Origin of the sequence: Lichenibacterium minor (genome assembly GCF_004137685.1) — a bacterium.
GTDB lineage: Bacteria > Pseudomonadota > Alphaproteobacteria > Rhizobiales > Beijerinckiaceae > Lichenihabitans > Lichenihabitans minor.
Genome location: NZ_QYBB01000068.1, coordinates 1 through 13865, shown reverse-complemented (window position 1 = coordinate 13865; position 13865 = coordinate 1). Strand labels below are relative to the sequence as shown.

Sequence of the window (13865 nt, the reverse complement as noted above, 5' to 3'; positions counted from 1 at the left end):
TGCTCCGTCCTCACCTGGGTTGCACCAGCATGCTATCAGCTGCTGCAGAGGGAGGGGCGGGCCATCCATAAAGGGGGGAGATCCGTCGCCGTTTCGACGGGCGTTCGGAAACGGGCGCGACACGTTCGCAGGTTTCGAAGGGCGCGACCCTGTCCCGACCGGCATCGGGACGGCCGGCGCCGGTCGCGGATCAATGCCCATCGGTCGAAAGGGCGGCCGTCATCAGATCCGGCGCATCGCCCGGCAGACTTGGCCGGCGAAGCGGAAGCCTTCGCCCTTCTCACGATCTGTTGAGACTCGCCGTGCCATATCGACGTGTGTGCATCGTCGATCCTCGGTCGAGCGGCGGCACGGAATTGGGGCGGCGCGACATGGACTCGGCGATACCGCAACGGCAGGCGAGGCGCGGCTCCCCCGCCTCGCCCCATCCCGAAGCGGGCGCCGGCTCGGTCGCGGCGGCCTTCCTCGACGGGATGCCGGAGGGCCTGCTGCTCGTGGAGCGCGACGGCCGCGTGGCGCTGTGCTCGTCGCAGGCGCGACGGGCGCTCGGCCTCGGCCCCGAGGTCGTCGGCCGCCCCCTGCGCCACCTGCTCGCGGCGCTCGGCCGCGGCCGGGCGGGCGAGCGCCGGGTCGCGCTGATGCGGCTCCGCGGCCCGCTGCGCCGCGGCGAACCTGCGTCGCTCGACCTCACGAGCGGCGGCGTGCCGCTCGCGCTCGACGTGAAGCCCTTGGCGGGCGCCGGCTGGTCGGTCGCCGTGGAAGCGCTGGCGGACCGCGCCGCCCGGCTCGAAGGGGCCGCCGACGGCGGTCGCGATCCCCTGACGGCCCTGCCGACCCGCGCCCGCTTCACCGCGGCGCTCGGCGAAGCCGGCGCCCGCCTCGAGCGGAGCGGACGGGGTTTCGCCGTGCTGGCCGTCGACCTCGACCGCTTCGAGCAGGTCAACGACACGCTCGGCCACCGCGTCGGCGACGCCCTGCTGCGCAAGGTGGCGGAGCGGCTGGCGACGGCGCTGGGCCCGGCCGACGCGGCGGCCCGGTTCGGCGGCGACGCGTTCGCCGTGCTCCAGGACGGCGTGTCGCGCGACGAGGACGCCGCCGTGCTGGCGCGCCGCATCGTCGACCTCCTGGGCCGCGCCTACATGGTCGAGGGCCACCTGATCAACATCGGCGCCAGCGTGGGCGTGGCGCTCGCCCCGACGGACGGCGCCGACGCCGCCGCCCTGATCCGAAACGCCGACCTCGCGCTGCGCCGCGCCAAGCTGGACGGGCGCGGGGGCTTCCGCTTCTTCGAGCCCGAGATGGACGAGCGCGTGCAGGCGCGCCGCCGCCTCGAGCTCGACCTGCGCCGTGCCGTGGCGGCGCAGGAGTTCGAGCTGGTCTACCAGCCGCAGATGAACCTCGAAACGAACAGGATCGTCGGCTGCGAGGCCCTGATCCGCTGGCGCCACCCCGAGCGCGGCACCGTGTCGCCCGGCGATTTCATCCCGCTCGCCGAGGAGGTCGGCCTCATCGTCGGGATCGGCGAATGGGTGCTGCGCACGGCCTGCCGCGAAGCGGCGCGCTGGCCGGGCGACCTCACGGTGGCGGTGAACCTGTCGCCGGCGCAGTTCCGGGGCGGCGGGTTCGTCGCCACGGTGGCGTCCGCGCTGGAAGAGTCCGGCCTCGACCCGCGCCGGCTGGAGCTGGAGATCACCGAAGGGCTGCTGCTTCACGACAGCGAAGCCAACGTCGCCACGCTCCACGCCCTGCGCGGCCTCGGGCTGCGCATCGCGATGGACGATTTCGGCACCGGCTATTCGTCGCTGAGCTACCTGCGCTCCTTCCCGTTCGACAGGATCAAGATCGACCGGTCCTTCGTGTCGGGCGATCCGTCCGGGGGCACCGGCGGCGCCATGGCGATCGTGCGCGCCGTGGCGGGCCTCGGGGCGGCGCTCGGCATGGCCACGGTGGCGGAGGGCGTCGAAACCCCCGAGCAGATGGACAGCATCCGTCGGGAAGGCTGCACCGACGTGCAGGGCTTCCTGATCTCGCGGCCCATCTCGGCCGCCGACATCCGACGGCTCTTCGCCGAGCAGGCCGAGCCCTGACCCATCCTTGCCGCCAACCGACGCCGGGAGCCGCCCGATGAGCGATCTTTACCGCCTGATCTACACGAGCCGGAACCTCCTGCCCGGCGACGAGGACGCGCAGGCGGCGGCCGTGGACGGCATCCTGGCCGTGTCGAAGCGCAACAACGCGCGCGTCGGCGTGACGGGAGCGCTGCTGTTCAACGCCGGCTCCTTCGCCCAGGTGCTCGAAGGATCGCGCCTCGCCGTGGAAGCCACCTTCGAGCGCATCCAGCGCGACCCGCGCCACAGCGACGTGGGCGTGCTGCAATGCGAGCCCGTGGCGGCCCGCGGCTTCCCCAACTGGTCCATGGCCTTCGTGGGCGGCTCGCCGCGCGGGCGGGAGCTGTGGGGCGAGTTCGCCCGCCGCACCGCGTTCGACATCGGCCGCATGGAGGCCGACCGGCTCTTCGCCGCGCTGCTGCAGATCGTCGAGGGCGAGGACGCGCCGCGCGCCGCGGCGCGGCCGGCGCTGGCGGCCTCCGCCGGCTGACCGGCGCCGGTCCGGTCTGGCCAGCGGGGCCGCGATGGGGCAAGGTCCGCCCCCGTTCGCCGCCCCGCCGATGAGCCCGACGATCCCGACCGAAGCGCCGCCGCCCCTTCCCCCGCCCGACGGCTGGCCGCCGCGCCGCCGCTCCTTCGCGCTGCCCGGGGTGATCCTCGCCATGCTGGCCGTGGCGGGGGTGTCGGGCGCCTACATGGTGTGGCACCGCCCCTTCGCGCCCGACCCCGACGGCGGGCTGCGCTGCACCCGCGCCTTCGACGCGCGGCTGCACGCGGCGCGCGGCGGCAGCGATGCCGACCTGCTCAGGCTGAGCGACGAGGCGCTGGCGATCGGCTGCGGCCGGCAGGCCTACGAGGCCGCCGACCTCGTGGGGCCCGACGCGGTGGCGCGCTTCTGCGCCAAGGAGCCGGCGACCCGCGACGCCGCTTCGGCGCGCGGCTGCGGCCGCTGAACCGCGGCGGCGCGCCGCTATTTGTCCCCCGCCCTGCATCCAACCTCCGATCCAACGATTGAAGCGCAGACTCAGGGGAGACTCAGAATGGCTAAGATCGTCGTCGTGACCGGCGCAGGGGCCGGCGTGGGCCGGGCCGTGGTGACGGAATTCGCCAAGAACGGCTACGACGTCGCCCTGCTGTCGCGCGATCCCGACCGCCTGGAGCGCGCCGCCTACGAGACGCGGCGCCACGGCGTGCGGGCCCTGCCGATCCCGACCGACGTGGCGGACGCCGCCGCGGTCGAAGCCGCCGCCGACCGGGTCGAGAAGGAGCTCGGGCCCATCGACGTGTGGGTCAACGTCGCCTTCTCGACCGTGTTCTCGCCCGTGGAGAAGCTGACGCCCGACGAGGTGCTGCGCGGCACCGAGGTGACCTACCTCGGCCAGGCCTACGGCATGATGGCGGCCCTGAAGCGCATGCGGACGCGCAACCGAGGCTCCATCGTCAACGTCGGCTCGGCGCTGACCTACCGGTCGGTGCCGCTGCAGTCGATCTACTGCGGCGCCAAGGCGGCCATCCGCGGCTTCACGGATTCGCTGCGCTCCGAGATCATCCACGACAAGCTCGACATCCACATCTGCATGGTCGACCTGCCGGCCGTGAACACGCCGCAGTTCAACTGGGCGGTCAACAAGCTGGGCTTCATGGCCCAGCCGGTGCCGCCGATCTACCAGCCCGAGGTGCCGGCCCGCGCGGTGTATTTCGGCGCCACCCACCGCCGCCGCGAGATCTGGGTCGGCTGGCCCACCGTGCAGGCCATCTGGGCCAACCGCATCGCCCCGGCCTTCGCCGACCGCTACCTCGCCAAATACGGCTACACGTCCCAGACGACCGACCAGAAGCTGCCGCCGAACTACAAGGGCAACCTGTGGGAGCCGGTGAAGGGCGACTACGGCGCCCACGGCCGCTTCGATTCCAAGTCGCGCGCGGGCTCGTGGGAGATGTTCACCGACCGCCACCGCGACGGCCTCTACGCGGGCCTTGCGGTGCTGGGCGGCATCGCGGTGCTGCACCAGCTCGCCAAGAAGTACAAGTTCTGACCATGAGTTCACCCATCGAGGACTACGGCCTCATCGGCGACGGCCAGACCACCGCGCTGGTGAGCCGCGACGGCTCGATCGATTGGCTGTGCTGGCCGCGGTTCGACAGCGACGCCTGCTTCGCCGCCCTGCTCGGCGACGAGCGGCACGGCTGCTGGTCCTTCTCGCCCCAGGCGAGGGTCACGGGCCGCTCGCGGCGCTACGAGGAGGACACGCTGGTCCTCCAGACCGACGCCGAGGTGGACGGCGGCGCCTACCGCATCACCGATTTCATGCCGATCCGCGACGGCGACCTGTCGTCCCTCGTGCGGATCGTCGAAGGCCTGTCGGGTTCGGTCGAACTCGACATGACCCTCAAGCTGCGCTTCGCCTACGGCACGGTGCCGCCCTGGTGCGAGGCGACGGGCCGCGGGATCACGGCCAGGATCGGCCCCGACCAGGTGAGCCTCGACGCGCCCGTGGCGGTGAAGCTCGACGACGACGTGGCCACCGCCACCTTCACGGTCGGGGAAGGGCGGCGCTTCGCCTTCGTGCTCTCCTACTCGTCGCTGATGGACGCCGCGTCCTCCGGCGGGGCATCCGCGGGACGGGGTGCGGGCGTCGACCCCGACGGGGCGCTGGCCGACACCAGGGCCCATTGGCGGGGCTGGATCGGCCGCTTCGACGCGTCGAGGACGCGGTGGCCGGAGGTCGTGAAACGCTCGCTGATCACCCTGAAGGCCATGGTGCACGGCTTGACGGGCGGGCTCGTGGCGGCGCCCACCACGAGCCTGCCGGAGCTCGCCGGCGGCGCGATGAACTGGGACTACCGCTACTGCTGGCTGCGCGACGCGTCCTTCACGCTCGGCGCCTTCCTCAACGCCGGCTTCACCGAGGAAGCGACGGCGTGGCGCGACTGGCTGCTGCGCGCGGTCGGCGGCGCACCCGACAAGATGCAGATCATGTACCGGCTCGACGGGAGCCGGCACCTCGACGAATACGCGGTGGACGAGCTGCCGGGCTACCGCGACGCCCGCCCCGTGCTGATCGGCAACGCGGCGGCGAAGCAGCACCAGATCGACGTGTACGGGGAGGTGCTCGATTGCCTCGACCTCGCGCGGCGCGCCGGCATCGCGGTCACGCCCCACCACGTCGCGGTGGAGCGGCGCATCGTCGACCACCTGGAAACGGTGTGGAACACCTTTGGCTCGGGCGTGTGGGAATCGCGCGGCCACCCGCGGCAGTACACCTATTCCAAGGCCATGGCCTGGGCGGGCTTCGACCGCGCGGTGCGCGACGGTGGCGCCCTCGCGGACGAGCCTCCGGAGCGCTTGGCGCACCTCAAGGCCATGCGGGACAAGGTGCACGCCGCGGCCTGCCGCGAAGGCTGGAACGCGGGGCTCGGAACCTTCACCCAGGCCTACGGGAACGAGGCCGTCGACGCGAGCCTCTTGCTGCTGCCGCTCGTCGGCTTCCTGCCCGCCGACGACCCTCGCATGGCGGCGACCATCGCCAGGATCGGGGACGTCCTGTCCGAGGGCGGGCTGATCCGACGCATGAAGGCCAAGGTGGACGGGCCGAACGAGGGCGCCTTCCTGGCCTGCTCCTGCTGGATGGCGGATTGCCTGCAGCTCCAAGGCCGGCACGAGGAAGCTGTGGCGCAGTTCGAGCGGCTCCTCGCGGTCGGCAACGACCTCGGGCTGTTCGCGGAGGAATACAACGTGCCGGCCCAGCACCTGACGGGCAACTTCCCCCAGGCGCTGACCCACCTCGCCATCGTCAACACGGCGCTCGGCCTGTGCGGGCCCGTGCTGAACCGCGGCGGCTGATGCGGGCGGCGGCGGGATCGGGTAGGAGATGGCCCGCGCCGGTGCGGCGCGGGAGAACCCCATGCCGGACCCGTCCTTCTCGCCCCGCCCCCGGCGCATCCTCGTCACCGGGGCGAACGGCAACCTCGGGCGCAAGCTCGTGGCCCACCTCGCCGCGGCGCCCTGGTGCTCGGGCGTCGTGGCGCTCGACCGCGATGCCCGCGCGCTCGACCACCCGAAGGTGCGGCCCGCGGCGGTCGACCTGACGCGGCGCTCGCCCGCCCTCGACGACGCCTTCGCGGGGGTCGACGCCGCGGTCCACCTCGCGGCGCGCCGCCCCTATCCGGACGCCGGCTGGGACGACGCCGCCGCGTCCTTCGACATGACGCTCCAGGCCGTCGAGGCCCTGGCGCGCGGCGCCGCCGCCGCCCCGCGCTTCGTGTTCGCCTCCTCCAACCATGTGATGGGCGGCTACAAGGACGAGGATGTCGCGCCCGGGGCGCTCACGACGGCGCTGCCGCCGCTCCCCGGCACGCGCGTCGACGCGGCCGAGCCCCGGCGCGCCTATGCGGCGGCGAAGCTGATGGGCGAGCGGCTGCTCGCCGCGCGGGCCGAGGCCGGCGGCTTCACCGCGGTTTCGCTGCGGATCGGCTGGTGCCAGCCCGGCGACAACCGCCCCGGCACGATGACGGCCTCCGGCATCCCCGGCGAGCCCGGCCCCGACACGCCGGAAGCGGCGCGGACCCTCGCGTGGTTCCGCGGCATGTGGCTGTCCAACCGCGACCTCCTCGCCGCCGTCTCGGCCGCCGTGACGGCGGACGCGTCCCGCTGGCCCGCCCCCGCGATCGTCGTCAACGCCATGTCGGCCAACGCCGGGATGGCCTGGGACCTCGCGGCGGCGCGAAACCTCATCGGCTACGCGCCGCAGGACGATTCCACGACGGAGCCCGGGCGATGACGGAAGGGACGAGCCGCTTCCACGGGCTGCGCTGGGTCTGCCTGATGGCGGTCTACGGGTCGGAAGGCGTGTGGCAGATGGACGGCACCGAGGGCATGCTCGACGACCTGCCCGTCCCCACCGCCCTGCGCGACCGCATCGACGCGTGGCAGGCCGTCTACGACGAGCACGACGACATGGACGAGGACGCGCCGGTGCTCGACGCCGATCGCTTCGCCGCGGACGGGCTCGCCCTCGCGCGGAGCGTCAAGGCGGCGCTGCCGGACTGGACGGTGATCTACCACGACGAGGCCAGGTCGCGGCGCGGCCTGCCGCGCGACGCCTGCGAATACGAGATCACGACCCGGCCGGGATGAGGCGCGGGCGCGCCGCGGCGGGCCCGCCGTTTGCCTGCCCAGGCGCCATCTGGCAAAAAGAAGGCATGCTGGCCCTGCGCTCCGCCGTCTTCAACGTCCTCTTCTATGCCTACCTGATCGCCCTGATGGTGTTCGGCCTGCCGAGCGTGCTGTTCGGCTACCGCGGCGTGCTTCGCCTCGCCAACGTGTGGGCCAAGGGCTCGCTGTGGCTGCTCCGCGTCGTGTGCGGGACCCGCGTCGTGTTTCGGGGTTGCGGCAACATCCCGGCCGAGCCCTGCATCCTCGCCGCCAAGCACCAGAGCTTTCTCGAGATCATCGCGCTCTGCTCGCTGTTCCCCGATTTCACCTTCGTGCTGAAGCGCGAGCTGACCCGGATCCCCGTCTTCGGCTGGTACCTCGGCCGCTCGGGGCAGATCGCGGTGGACCGCGGCCAGGGCCGCGCCGCGCTGCAGCAGGTGAGCCGGGGCGCCCGCGCCGTGCTCGACGCGGGCCGCCAGGTGTTCATCTTCCCAGAAGGCACCCGCCGGCCGCCCGGCGCGCCCGCGGTCTACAAGGCGGGCATCTCCTTCGTGTATTCCGAGACGGGCGCGTCCTGCCTCCCCGTGGCGGTGAACTCCGGGCTGTTCTGGCCGCGCGAGTCCTTTCTGCGCCGCCCCGGCACGGCCGTGATCGAGTTCCTGCCCCTGATCCCCGCCGGGCTGCCCCGCCAGGTGTTCCAGGCCCGCATGAGCGAGGGCGTGGAAGCCGCGAGCGCGCGGCTGATGGCGGAAGCCGTCGAGGCTGACCCGAAGCTTGCGTCGCTGTTCCCCGCCGGCACCGTTCCGGCCTGATTTCGGGGGATGGCGGGGCTCCGCCGATTGACCATGACGGCGACCGCGTTCTATCTTTGTTCTCATCGACGGGGAGAACGAAGATGCAACATTCCGCTGCCGCCACGCTTCCCCGCCCCATCGCGGCCTCGGCCGCTCCCTTGGCGGCTCCCTTGGCCGGCCTCGCCGGGACGGACCTGTCCCGCCGCTTCCGGCATTGGCGCGGCCGGAGCGGCCGGCGGCACCTGTTCTCCGTGTTTCCCGTCGGCGAGCCGCTCCCCGGCGAGGACGCGCCGCGGTTCGCCGACGCGGTCGTGATGGCGGTGGGCCGCGACGCCGCCGGGGCGCCCCGCATCCTCGCCCTCGACGAGACCGGCGCCCTGCCCGACCTGTTCTACGACAGCGCCCCGTTCCGCGCCGCCCTGGCCCGGGGTGCCGAGGAGATCCACGTGCACCTCCTCGCCGACGGCCCCACGGCCCGCGCCGCCGTGCTGCGCGACCTCGACGGGGCATGACCCCCGCCGGACCTCCTCACGCCCCCGGCGCCAGCGCGGCCCGCACCGCGTCGGCGAGCGCGCCCCCCTCGTAGAGCAGGCCCCGGATGCCGGCGGCCCGCGCCGCCTCCATGTCGCTCGTCCTGTCGCCGATCATCGCGCTGCGGGCGGGGTCGACCGGCCAGCCGGCCATGAGGTCGAGGATCATGCCGGGCTTCGGCTTGCGGCAGCCGCAGTCGCGCCGGTAGGCGGCGAGCGGGGCCTCGGGCAGGTGCGGGCAATAGCGGATGTCGTCGAAGCGCGCCCCGGCTCGCGCCAGCTCGGCCGCCATGTGGCGGTGCAGGGCGTCCACGTCCGCTTCCGTGTAGAAGCCGCGTGCCACGCCCGACTGGTTCGTGACGAGGAAGCACAGCGCGCCGGCCTCGGCGGCGGCCCGCACGCCGGCCGCCGCGCCGGGCAGCAGGGCGAAGCGCGCCGCGTCGCCCACGTAGCCGAGGTCGGCGTTGATCACCCCGTCGCGGTCGAAGAAGACGGCGGGGCGCAGCGGCCCCGTCATGCGCCGGAAGCCGCCCCGAAGATCTCCGCCTCGGCCATCAGGCACAGGATGTGGCCCAGGGTGATGTGCACCTGCTGGATCATGAAGGTGCGCTCCGACGGCACCCGCATGAGGATGTCGCAATGCTCCGCCATGCGGCCCCCGCCGGCGCCCGTCATGCCCGCCACCGTCAAGCCCATGTCGCGGGCCGCCGTGCAGGCCCTGAGGATCGACGCGGAATTCCCCGAGGTGGAGATGCCGAGGAACAGGTCGCCCGCCTTGCCGAGGCCGCGCACCTGGCGCTCGTAGACGTGGTCGAAGCCGTAATCGTTGGCGACCGCCGTGAGGATCGACGTGTCCGTGGTCAGCGCGATGGCGGCCAGCGGCGCCCGGTCGAACAGGAAGCGGCCGACGATCTCCCCCGCGATGTGCTGGGCGTCGGCGGCGCTGCCGCCGTTGCCGGCGATGAGCAGCTTGCCGCCGGCCCGCAGCGTCGCCGTCAGGGCCGCGGCGGCGCGGTCCACGGCCTCGAGCAGCGCGCCGTCGCGGGCGCTGGCGTCCATCAGGTCGCGCGTCGCGTCCAGCGTGTCGGCGATGCGGCGCGCGGGCCGGTCGGTCATGGCGGGTTCATCCTCGGCCGGCGATACGGGTTCTCGGCGCGCAGCGATGCCATCCCGCCCCCTCCGAATCAAGCTGCGGCATCTCATGCCGGCTTGAGCTTGGCCGGAACTCCGGAGCGCGGCGGCCCGTTGTTCCGGGCCACCTCAGAGCGAACTCCCGTCATGACCCATCGCCGCATCCTCGCCGCCGCCCTCGCGGCGGCGGCCGTCACCGGTTGCATCGCGCCGGCGCTGGCCGCGCCCCCGCCCATGGCGGCCAAGGCGGTCGACGACGCGGCATTCTCGCCCCTGCCCGACAAGCCCAGCGGGCGGGCCGTGCCGGAGATCGTCAAGGCCGAGGTGCTGCTCGACCGGGCCCGCTTCTCGCCCGGCGCGATCGACGGCATCGACGGCGAGAACTTCGGGCACGCCCTGTCGGCCTACCAGGTGCAGATGGGGCTGCCCGCGTCGGGCCGGCTCGACCAGCCGACCTGGGACAGGCTGACGGCGGGCGCTCCCGCGCCGCTGACCTCGGTGTCGGTCACGGCGGAGGAGGCCGCGGGGCCTTTCACGAAGACAATCCCGGCGAAGTTCGAAGCGCAGTCGAAGCTCGCCCACATGGGCTACCACGACATCCGCGAGGAGCTCGGCGAGCGCTACCATATGAGCGAGCCGCTGCTGATGGCGCTGAACCCCGGCTCGAAGTTCGCCGCCGGGCAGCGCATCGTCGTGGCCGACGTCGACGCCGCGAAGCCGGCCGACAAGGTGGCCCGGATCGTCGTCGACAAGGCGGGCCACGACGTGGAAGCGCTCGCCGCCGACGGCCGGCTGATCGCCCATTACCCGGCCTCGATCGGTTCGGACGAGAAGCCCGCGCCGACGGGCGACTTCACGGTGCACCGCGTGGACCGCGACCCGGTCTACACCTACGACCCGAAGTACCATTTCAAGGGCGTGTCGGCGAAACGGCCCTTCAGCATCAAGCCCGGACCCAACAACCCGGTCGGCCTCGTGTGGATGGACCTCGGCGGCGACGGCTACGGGATGCACGGGACGCCGGACCCGGAAGCCGTGGGCAAGACCCAGTCGCACGGTTGCATCCGCATGACGAACTGGGACGCGCTGAACCTCGCCGCCATGGTGGACAAGGGCACGCCCGTGTCCTTCGGCGACGTGCAGGGCTCGACGGGACCGGTGCCGGCTGCGGCCCCGGTGCCGCCTGCCCCGAGCGTGCCGGGCCCGAGCGTGCCGGCGACGCCGGCGGTGGGCGCCCCGGCGGGCCAGCCCAGCGCTTCGGCGGATACGGCGAAGCCGGCGCCCTGAAGGCGCCCCCCGGCGGGCGGGGGGCCGACGGAGACGGGCGCGCCGGACGGCGCGCGCGTCTCAGCGTTCAGGCCTTGAGGTCGGCCGGCACCTGGCCGCCGTTCGCGGACAGCTTCTTCATCACCTCGCCCTGGAGCCACACGTTCATCGACGCGGAATCGTCCATGTCGCCGGTGTAGTTCAGCTCCTTGGCGAGATCCTTGCGGTTCGACAGGCTGGAATCGAGGCCGAGCAGCTTCATCATGTCGACGATGGAATGCTGCCAATCGAGCTTCTGCGGGTTCTTGGCGGCGAGGCCGGCCAGCACGGCCTTGGCGTCCACGGACTGCGGGGCGGAGCCCGCGGGGGCGGCAGCGGCGGAGGGCGCGCCGGCGGCCGGAGGCGTCGCGGCACCGCCGCCGGCGGGCGCGGGATCGGACGCCGTCGCGGCGGACGCCGGCGCGTCGGCGGCGGCGGTCTCGGTGGGGGCGGCAGCGGACGCGTGGTGGAAGAGCGCGGACACGATGTTGCCGAACATGCTCATGGACAGATTCCTGGGTTGGAGAAGCGCCGGTCAACGCCCGACGGTGCCAAAAGTGTCACGCCCCCCGGTCCGGCCCCGCACCGGGAAGCCCCTCGACCCGGCGCGGCTTGCCTGACGCGGGGCGGCGTGCTCGACATTCGGGCACGGGCGGCCGGAGCGGGGGCCGGTTGGCACGGCGCGTGCCTGCCGGTGCCCCGCGCCGCGACCGCGACACGCAACGGAAAGCCCCTGCCCCATGACGAGCCGCGTCATCCCCGTCGATCCCTTCACGCTGGTGGTGTTCGGCGCCACGGGCGACCTCGCCCGCCGCAAGCTCCTGCCCGCCATGCTTCACCGCGACATCGCCGGGCAGCTCCCGAGCGCGGCCCGCATCATCGGCGTGGCGCGCCGCGACCTCGGCCGCGACGGCTACCGGGAGATGGCCCGCCAGTCCGTGAAGGGCGTCGACGCCGCCGGCACGCTCGACGCCTTCATCGAGCGCATCGACTACGTGGCGGCGGACGCCGGGGACGAGAAGGGCTGGGACGGGCTCGCCGCCCTGATCGCCGAGCGCCCGGACGACACGGTGGTGTTCTACCTCGCCACGAGCCCCGACCTGTTCGTGCCCATCGCCGAGAAGATCGGCGCGCACGGCCTGGCGCAGGCCCGCGCCCGCATCGTCCTGGAAAAGCCGATCGGCAAGAACGCCGCCTCGGCGTTGACCGTCAACGAGGGCATCGGTGCGGTCTTCCCCGAGGCCTCGATCTACCGGATCGACCATTACCTCGGCAAGGAAACGGTGCAGAACCTGATGGCGCTGCGCTTCGGCAACGCGCTGTTCGAACCGCTGTGGAACTCGTCCCACATCGACAACGTGCAGATCACGGTGGCGGAAGAGCTCGGCGTGGAAGGCCGGGCCGGCTATTACGACACCGCCGGCGCCATGCGCGACATGGTGCAGAACCACATGCTGCAGCTCCTGTGCCTCGTCGCCATGGAGCCCCCCTCCTCCATGAAGGCGGACCCGGTGCGCGACGAGAAGCTGAAGGTGCTCAAGGCCCTGAAGCGCGTCGACGCGTCCAACGCCGGCCAGGTGACGGTGCGCGGCCAGTACAGGGCCGGGGCTTCGGCGGGCGGCGCCGTGCCGGGCTACCTCGACGAGCTCGGCACCGCGAGCGGCACAGAAACCTTCGTGGCGCTGAAGGCCGAGATCGGCAACTGGCGCTGGGCCGGCGTGCCTTTCTACCTGCGCACCGGCAAGCGGCTGCCGTGCCGCGTGTCGGAGATCGTGGTGACGTTCCGCCAGGTGCCGCATTCGGTGTTCGAGGGGGAAACCCCGCAGCCGAACCGCCTGCTGATCCGCCTGCAGCCCGACGAGGGCATCAAGCTCTACCTGATGATCAAGGACCCGGGGCCGGGCGGCATGCGGTTGAAGCACGTGTCGCTCGACATGAGCTTCGCGGCCGCCTTCGGGGTGCGCAACCCGGACGCCTACGAGCGCCTGATCCTCGACACGGTGCGGGGCAACCAGACGCTGTTCATGCGCCGCGACGAGGTCGAGGCCGCCTGGGCCTGGGTCGACCCGATCATCGAAGCCTGGCAGGCATCGAGCGAGCCGCCCAAGAGCTACACCGCCGGCACCTGGGGCCCCTCCTCCGCCATCGCCCTGGTCGAGCGCGACGGCCGGAGCTGGGCCGAAGCCGACGTGTGACCCGAACGGCAGGCTGGCGCCTGTCCGGCCGGCCGCGCCGGGGAAACGGCGCCGCCGGCCGCGCAGCGAAAGTCGCGATTGACAGGAGGGGCACCGCCGATCTATCAACACGCCATGTTGGGGCTGTAGCTCAGATGGTAGAGCGCTGCAATCGCACTGCAGAGGCCAGCGGTTCGAATCCGCTCAGCTCCACCAACATAGTCCTGGGACCTTTACCCCAGGCTTTTCCTTTAAGAGACACGTGACTTACAGGAACCTTGCAAGCGGTGCAGGGTCTGCTGGGTTCTCTTGCTGCCTTAGCGACCACGCCGCACCGCCGCCTTTTCTACCCCGCCCGCTCGAGCTTTTCCGCTCCAATCGCGTCCTTCTCGTTCAGAGACGGGTTCGTAGGCCACGAGGGACTTCGGTTCGCGAGTGGCCCGCCGCGCGATGACCTGCCTAGGTGTATGGTCCCGGAATGAGGTGGTGCGGGTTGGTTTTGAACACAGCCGGATTGGCTGTCCAGGCACTGCAGATTGTCTGAAACGGTGTTTTCCACTTCAGCGCTTTGAGGTGCTTGGCAAAGTTGTAAGCCGCGATGAAGGCCAGGACGTGCGCGCGCAGTATCTCTGCGGTATCGTAGTGAAACGTCTTGGTGGTCGCCTCCT

14 protein-coding genes, 1 tRNA gene and 1 pseudogene are annotated in these 13865 nt (G+C 72.4%); 12 read left to right on the top strand and 4 right to left on the bottom strand.

Annotated features, from left to right (window positions below):
• Positions 1-371: 371 nt before the first annotated feature.
• The 9 genes from D3273_RS25625 to D3273_RS25585 all read left to right on the top strand — a co-directional run bounded on the left by D3273_RS25625 (position 372) and on the right by D3273_RS25585 (position 8569).
• The gene (locus tag D3273_RS25625; RefSeq protein ID WP_129229797.1) at positions 372-2087 is read left to right on the top strand and encodes a putative bifunctional diguanylate cyclase/phosphodiesterase; all 1716 of its coding nucleotides are present in this window, start codon (positions 372-374) and stop codon (positions 2085-2087) included.
• A 37-nt stretch (positions 2088-2124) separates the two neighbouring features.
• A complete protein-coding gene (locus D3273_RS25620; protein ID WP_129229796.1) occupies positions 2125-2598 on the top strand; it encodes a BLUF domain-containing protein in 474 nt (157 codons plus the stop codon).
• 70 nt (positions 2599-2668) lie between these two features.
• On the top strand, positions 2669-3061 hold the full coding sequence (locus tag D3273_RS25615) for a hypothetical protein (protein ID WP_129229795.1): 393 nt from the start codon (positions 2669-2671) through the stop codon (positions 3059-3061).
• A gap of 87 nt (positions 3062-3148) precedes the next feature.
• The gene (locus D3273_RS25610; RefSeq protein WP_129229794.1) at positions 3149-4144 is read left to right on the top strand and encodes an SDR family oxidoreductase; all 996 of its coding nucleotides are present in this window, start codon (positions 3149-3151) and stop codon (positions 4142-4144) included.
• A gap of 2 nt (positions 4145-4146) precedes the next feature.
• Positions 4147-5952: a glycoside hydrolase family 15 protein gene (locus D3273_RS25605; protein ID WP_129229793.1), complete on the top strand. Its 1806-nt coding sequence runs from the start codon at positions 4147-4149 to the stop codon at positions 5950-5952.
• Between the two features lie 28 nt (positions 5953-5980).
• Positions 5981-6889, top strand: coding sequence for an NAD-dependent epimerase/dehydratase family protein (locus D3273_RS25600; RefSeq protein ID WP_207210903.1), 909 nt, complete (start codon positions 5981-5983; stop codon positions 6887-6889).
• The gene (locus D3273_RS25595; RefSeq protein WP_129229792.1) at positions 6886-7245 is read left to right on the top strand and encodes a hypothetical protein; all 360 of its coding nucleotides are present in this window, start codon (positions 6886-6888) and stop codon (positions 7243-7245) included. The genes D3273_RS25600 and D3273_RS25595 overlap by 4 nt, the downstream gene beginning before the upstream one ends.
• Before the next feature lie 65 nt (positions 7246-7310).
• Complete coding sequence (locus D3273_RS25590; protein WP_129229791.1) at positions 7311-8075, top strand: lysophospholipid acyltransferase family protein; 765 nt, start codon at positions 7311-7313, stop codon at positions 8073-8075.
• A gap of 83 nt (positions 8076-8158) precedes the next feature.
• A complete protein-coding gene (locus D3273_RS25585) occupies positions 8159-8569 on the top strand; it encodes a hypothetical protein (protein WP_129229790.1) in 411 nt (136 codons plus the stop codon).
• 16 nt (positions 8570-8585) lie between these two features.
• Here D3273_RS25585 and D3273_RS25580 read toward each other — a convergent pair whose 3' ends face one another.
• Both D3273_RS25580 and D3273_RS25575 read right to left on the bottom strand, forming a co-directional pair.
• Positions 8586-9104: a D-glycero-alpha-D-manno-heptose-1,7-bisphosphate 7-phosphatase gene (locus D3273_RS25580; protein WP_129229789.1), complete on the bottom strand. Its 519-nt coding sequence runs from the start codon at positions 9102-9104 to the stop codon at positions 8586-8588.
• Positions 9101-9703 (bottom strand): D-sedoheptulose-7-phosphate isomerase, encoded by a 603-nt coding sequence (locus D3273_RS25575; RefSeq protein WP_129229788.1) that lies wholly within the window; start codon positions 9701-9703, stop codon positions 9101-9103. Before D3273_RS25575 ends, D3273_RS25580 begins: the two co-directional genes overlap by 4 nt.
• Before the next feature lie 162 nt (positions 9704-9865).
• Here D3273_RS25575 and D3273_RS25570 point away from each other — a divergent pair, with 162 nt between their 5' ends.
• Positions 9866-11005, top strand: a complete 1140-nt coding sequence (locus tag D3273_RS25570) for a L,D-transpeptidase family protein (RefSeq protein ID WP_129229787.1) — start codon at positions 9866-9868, stop codon at positions 11003-11005.
• 67 nt (positions 11006-11072) lie between these two features.
• Here the strand turns inward: D3273_RS25570 and D3273_RS25565 are convergent, their stop codons facing one another.
• A complete protein-coding gene (locus D3273_RS25565) occupies positions 11073-11528 on the bottom strand; it encodes a DUF3597 domain-containing protein (RefSeq protein ID WP_129229786.1) in 456 nt (151 codons plus the stop codon).
• 235 nt (positions 11529-11763) lie between these two features.
• On the opposite strand from D3273_RS25565, the gene zwf reads away from it, so the two are divergent.
• The gene (gene zwf, locus D3273_RS25560; RefSeq protein ID WP_129229785.1) at positions 11764-13218 is read left to right on the top strand and encodes a glucose-6-phosphate dehydrogenase; all 1455 of its coding nucleotides are present in this window, start codon (positions 11764-11766) and stop codon (positions 13216-13218) included.
• 119 nt (positions 13219-13337) lie between these two features.
• A tRNA-Ala gene (locus D3273_RS25555) sits at positions 13338-13413 on the top strand.
• Between the two features lie 243 nt (positions 13414-13656).
• Here the strand turns inward: D3273_RS25555 and D3273_RS28520 are convergent.
• Positions 13657-13865, bottom strand: a pseudogene (locus D3273_RS28520) (IS481 family transposase); the annotation flags it as partial.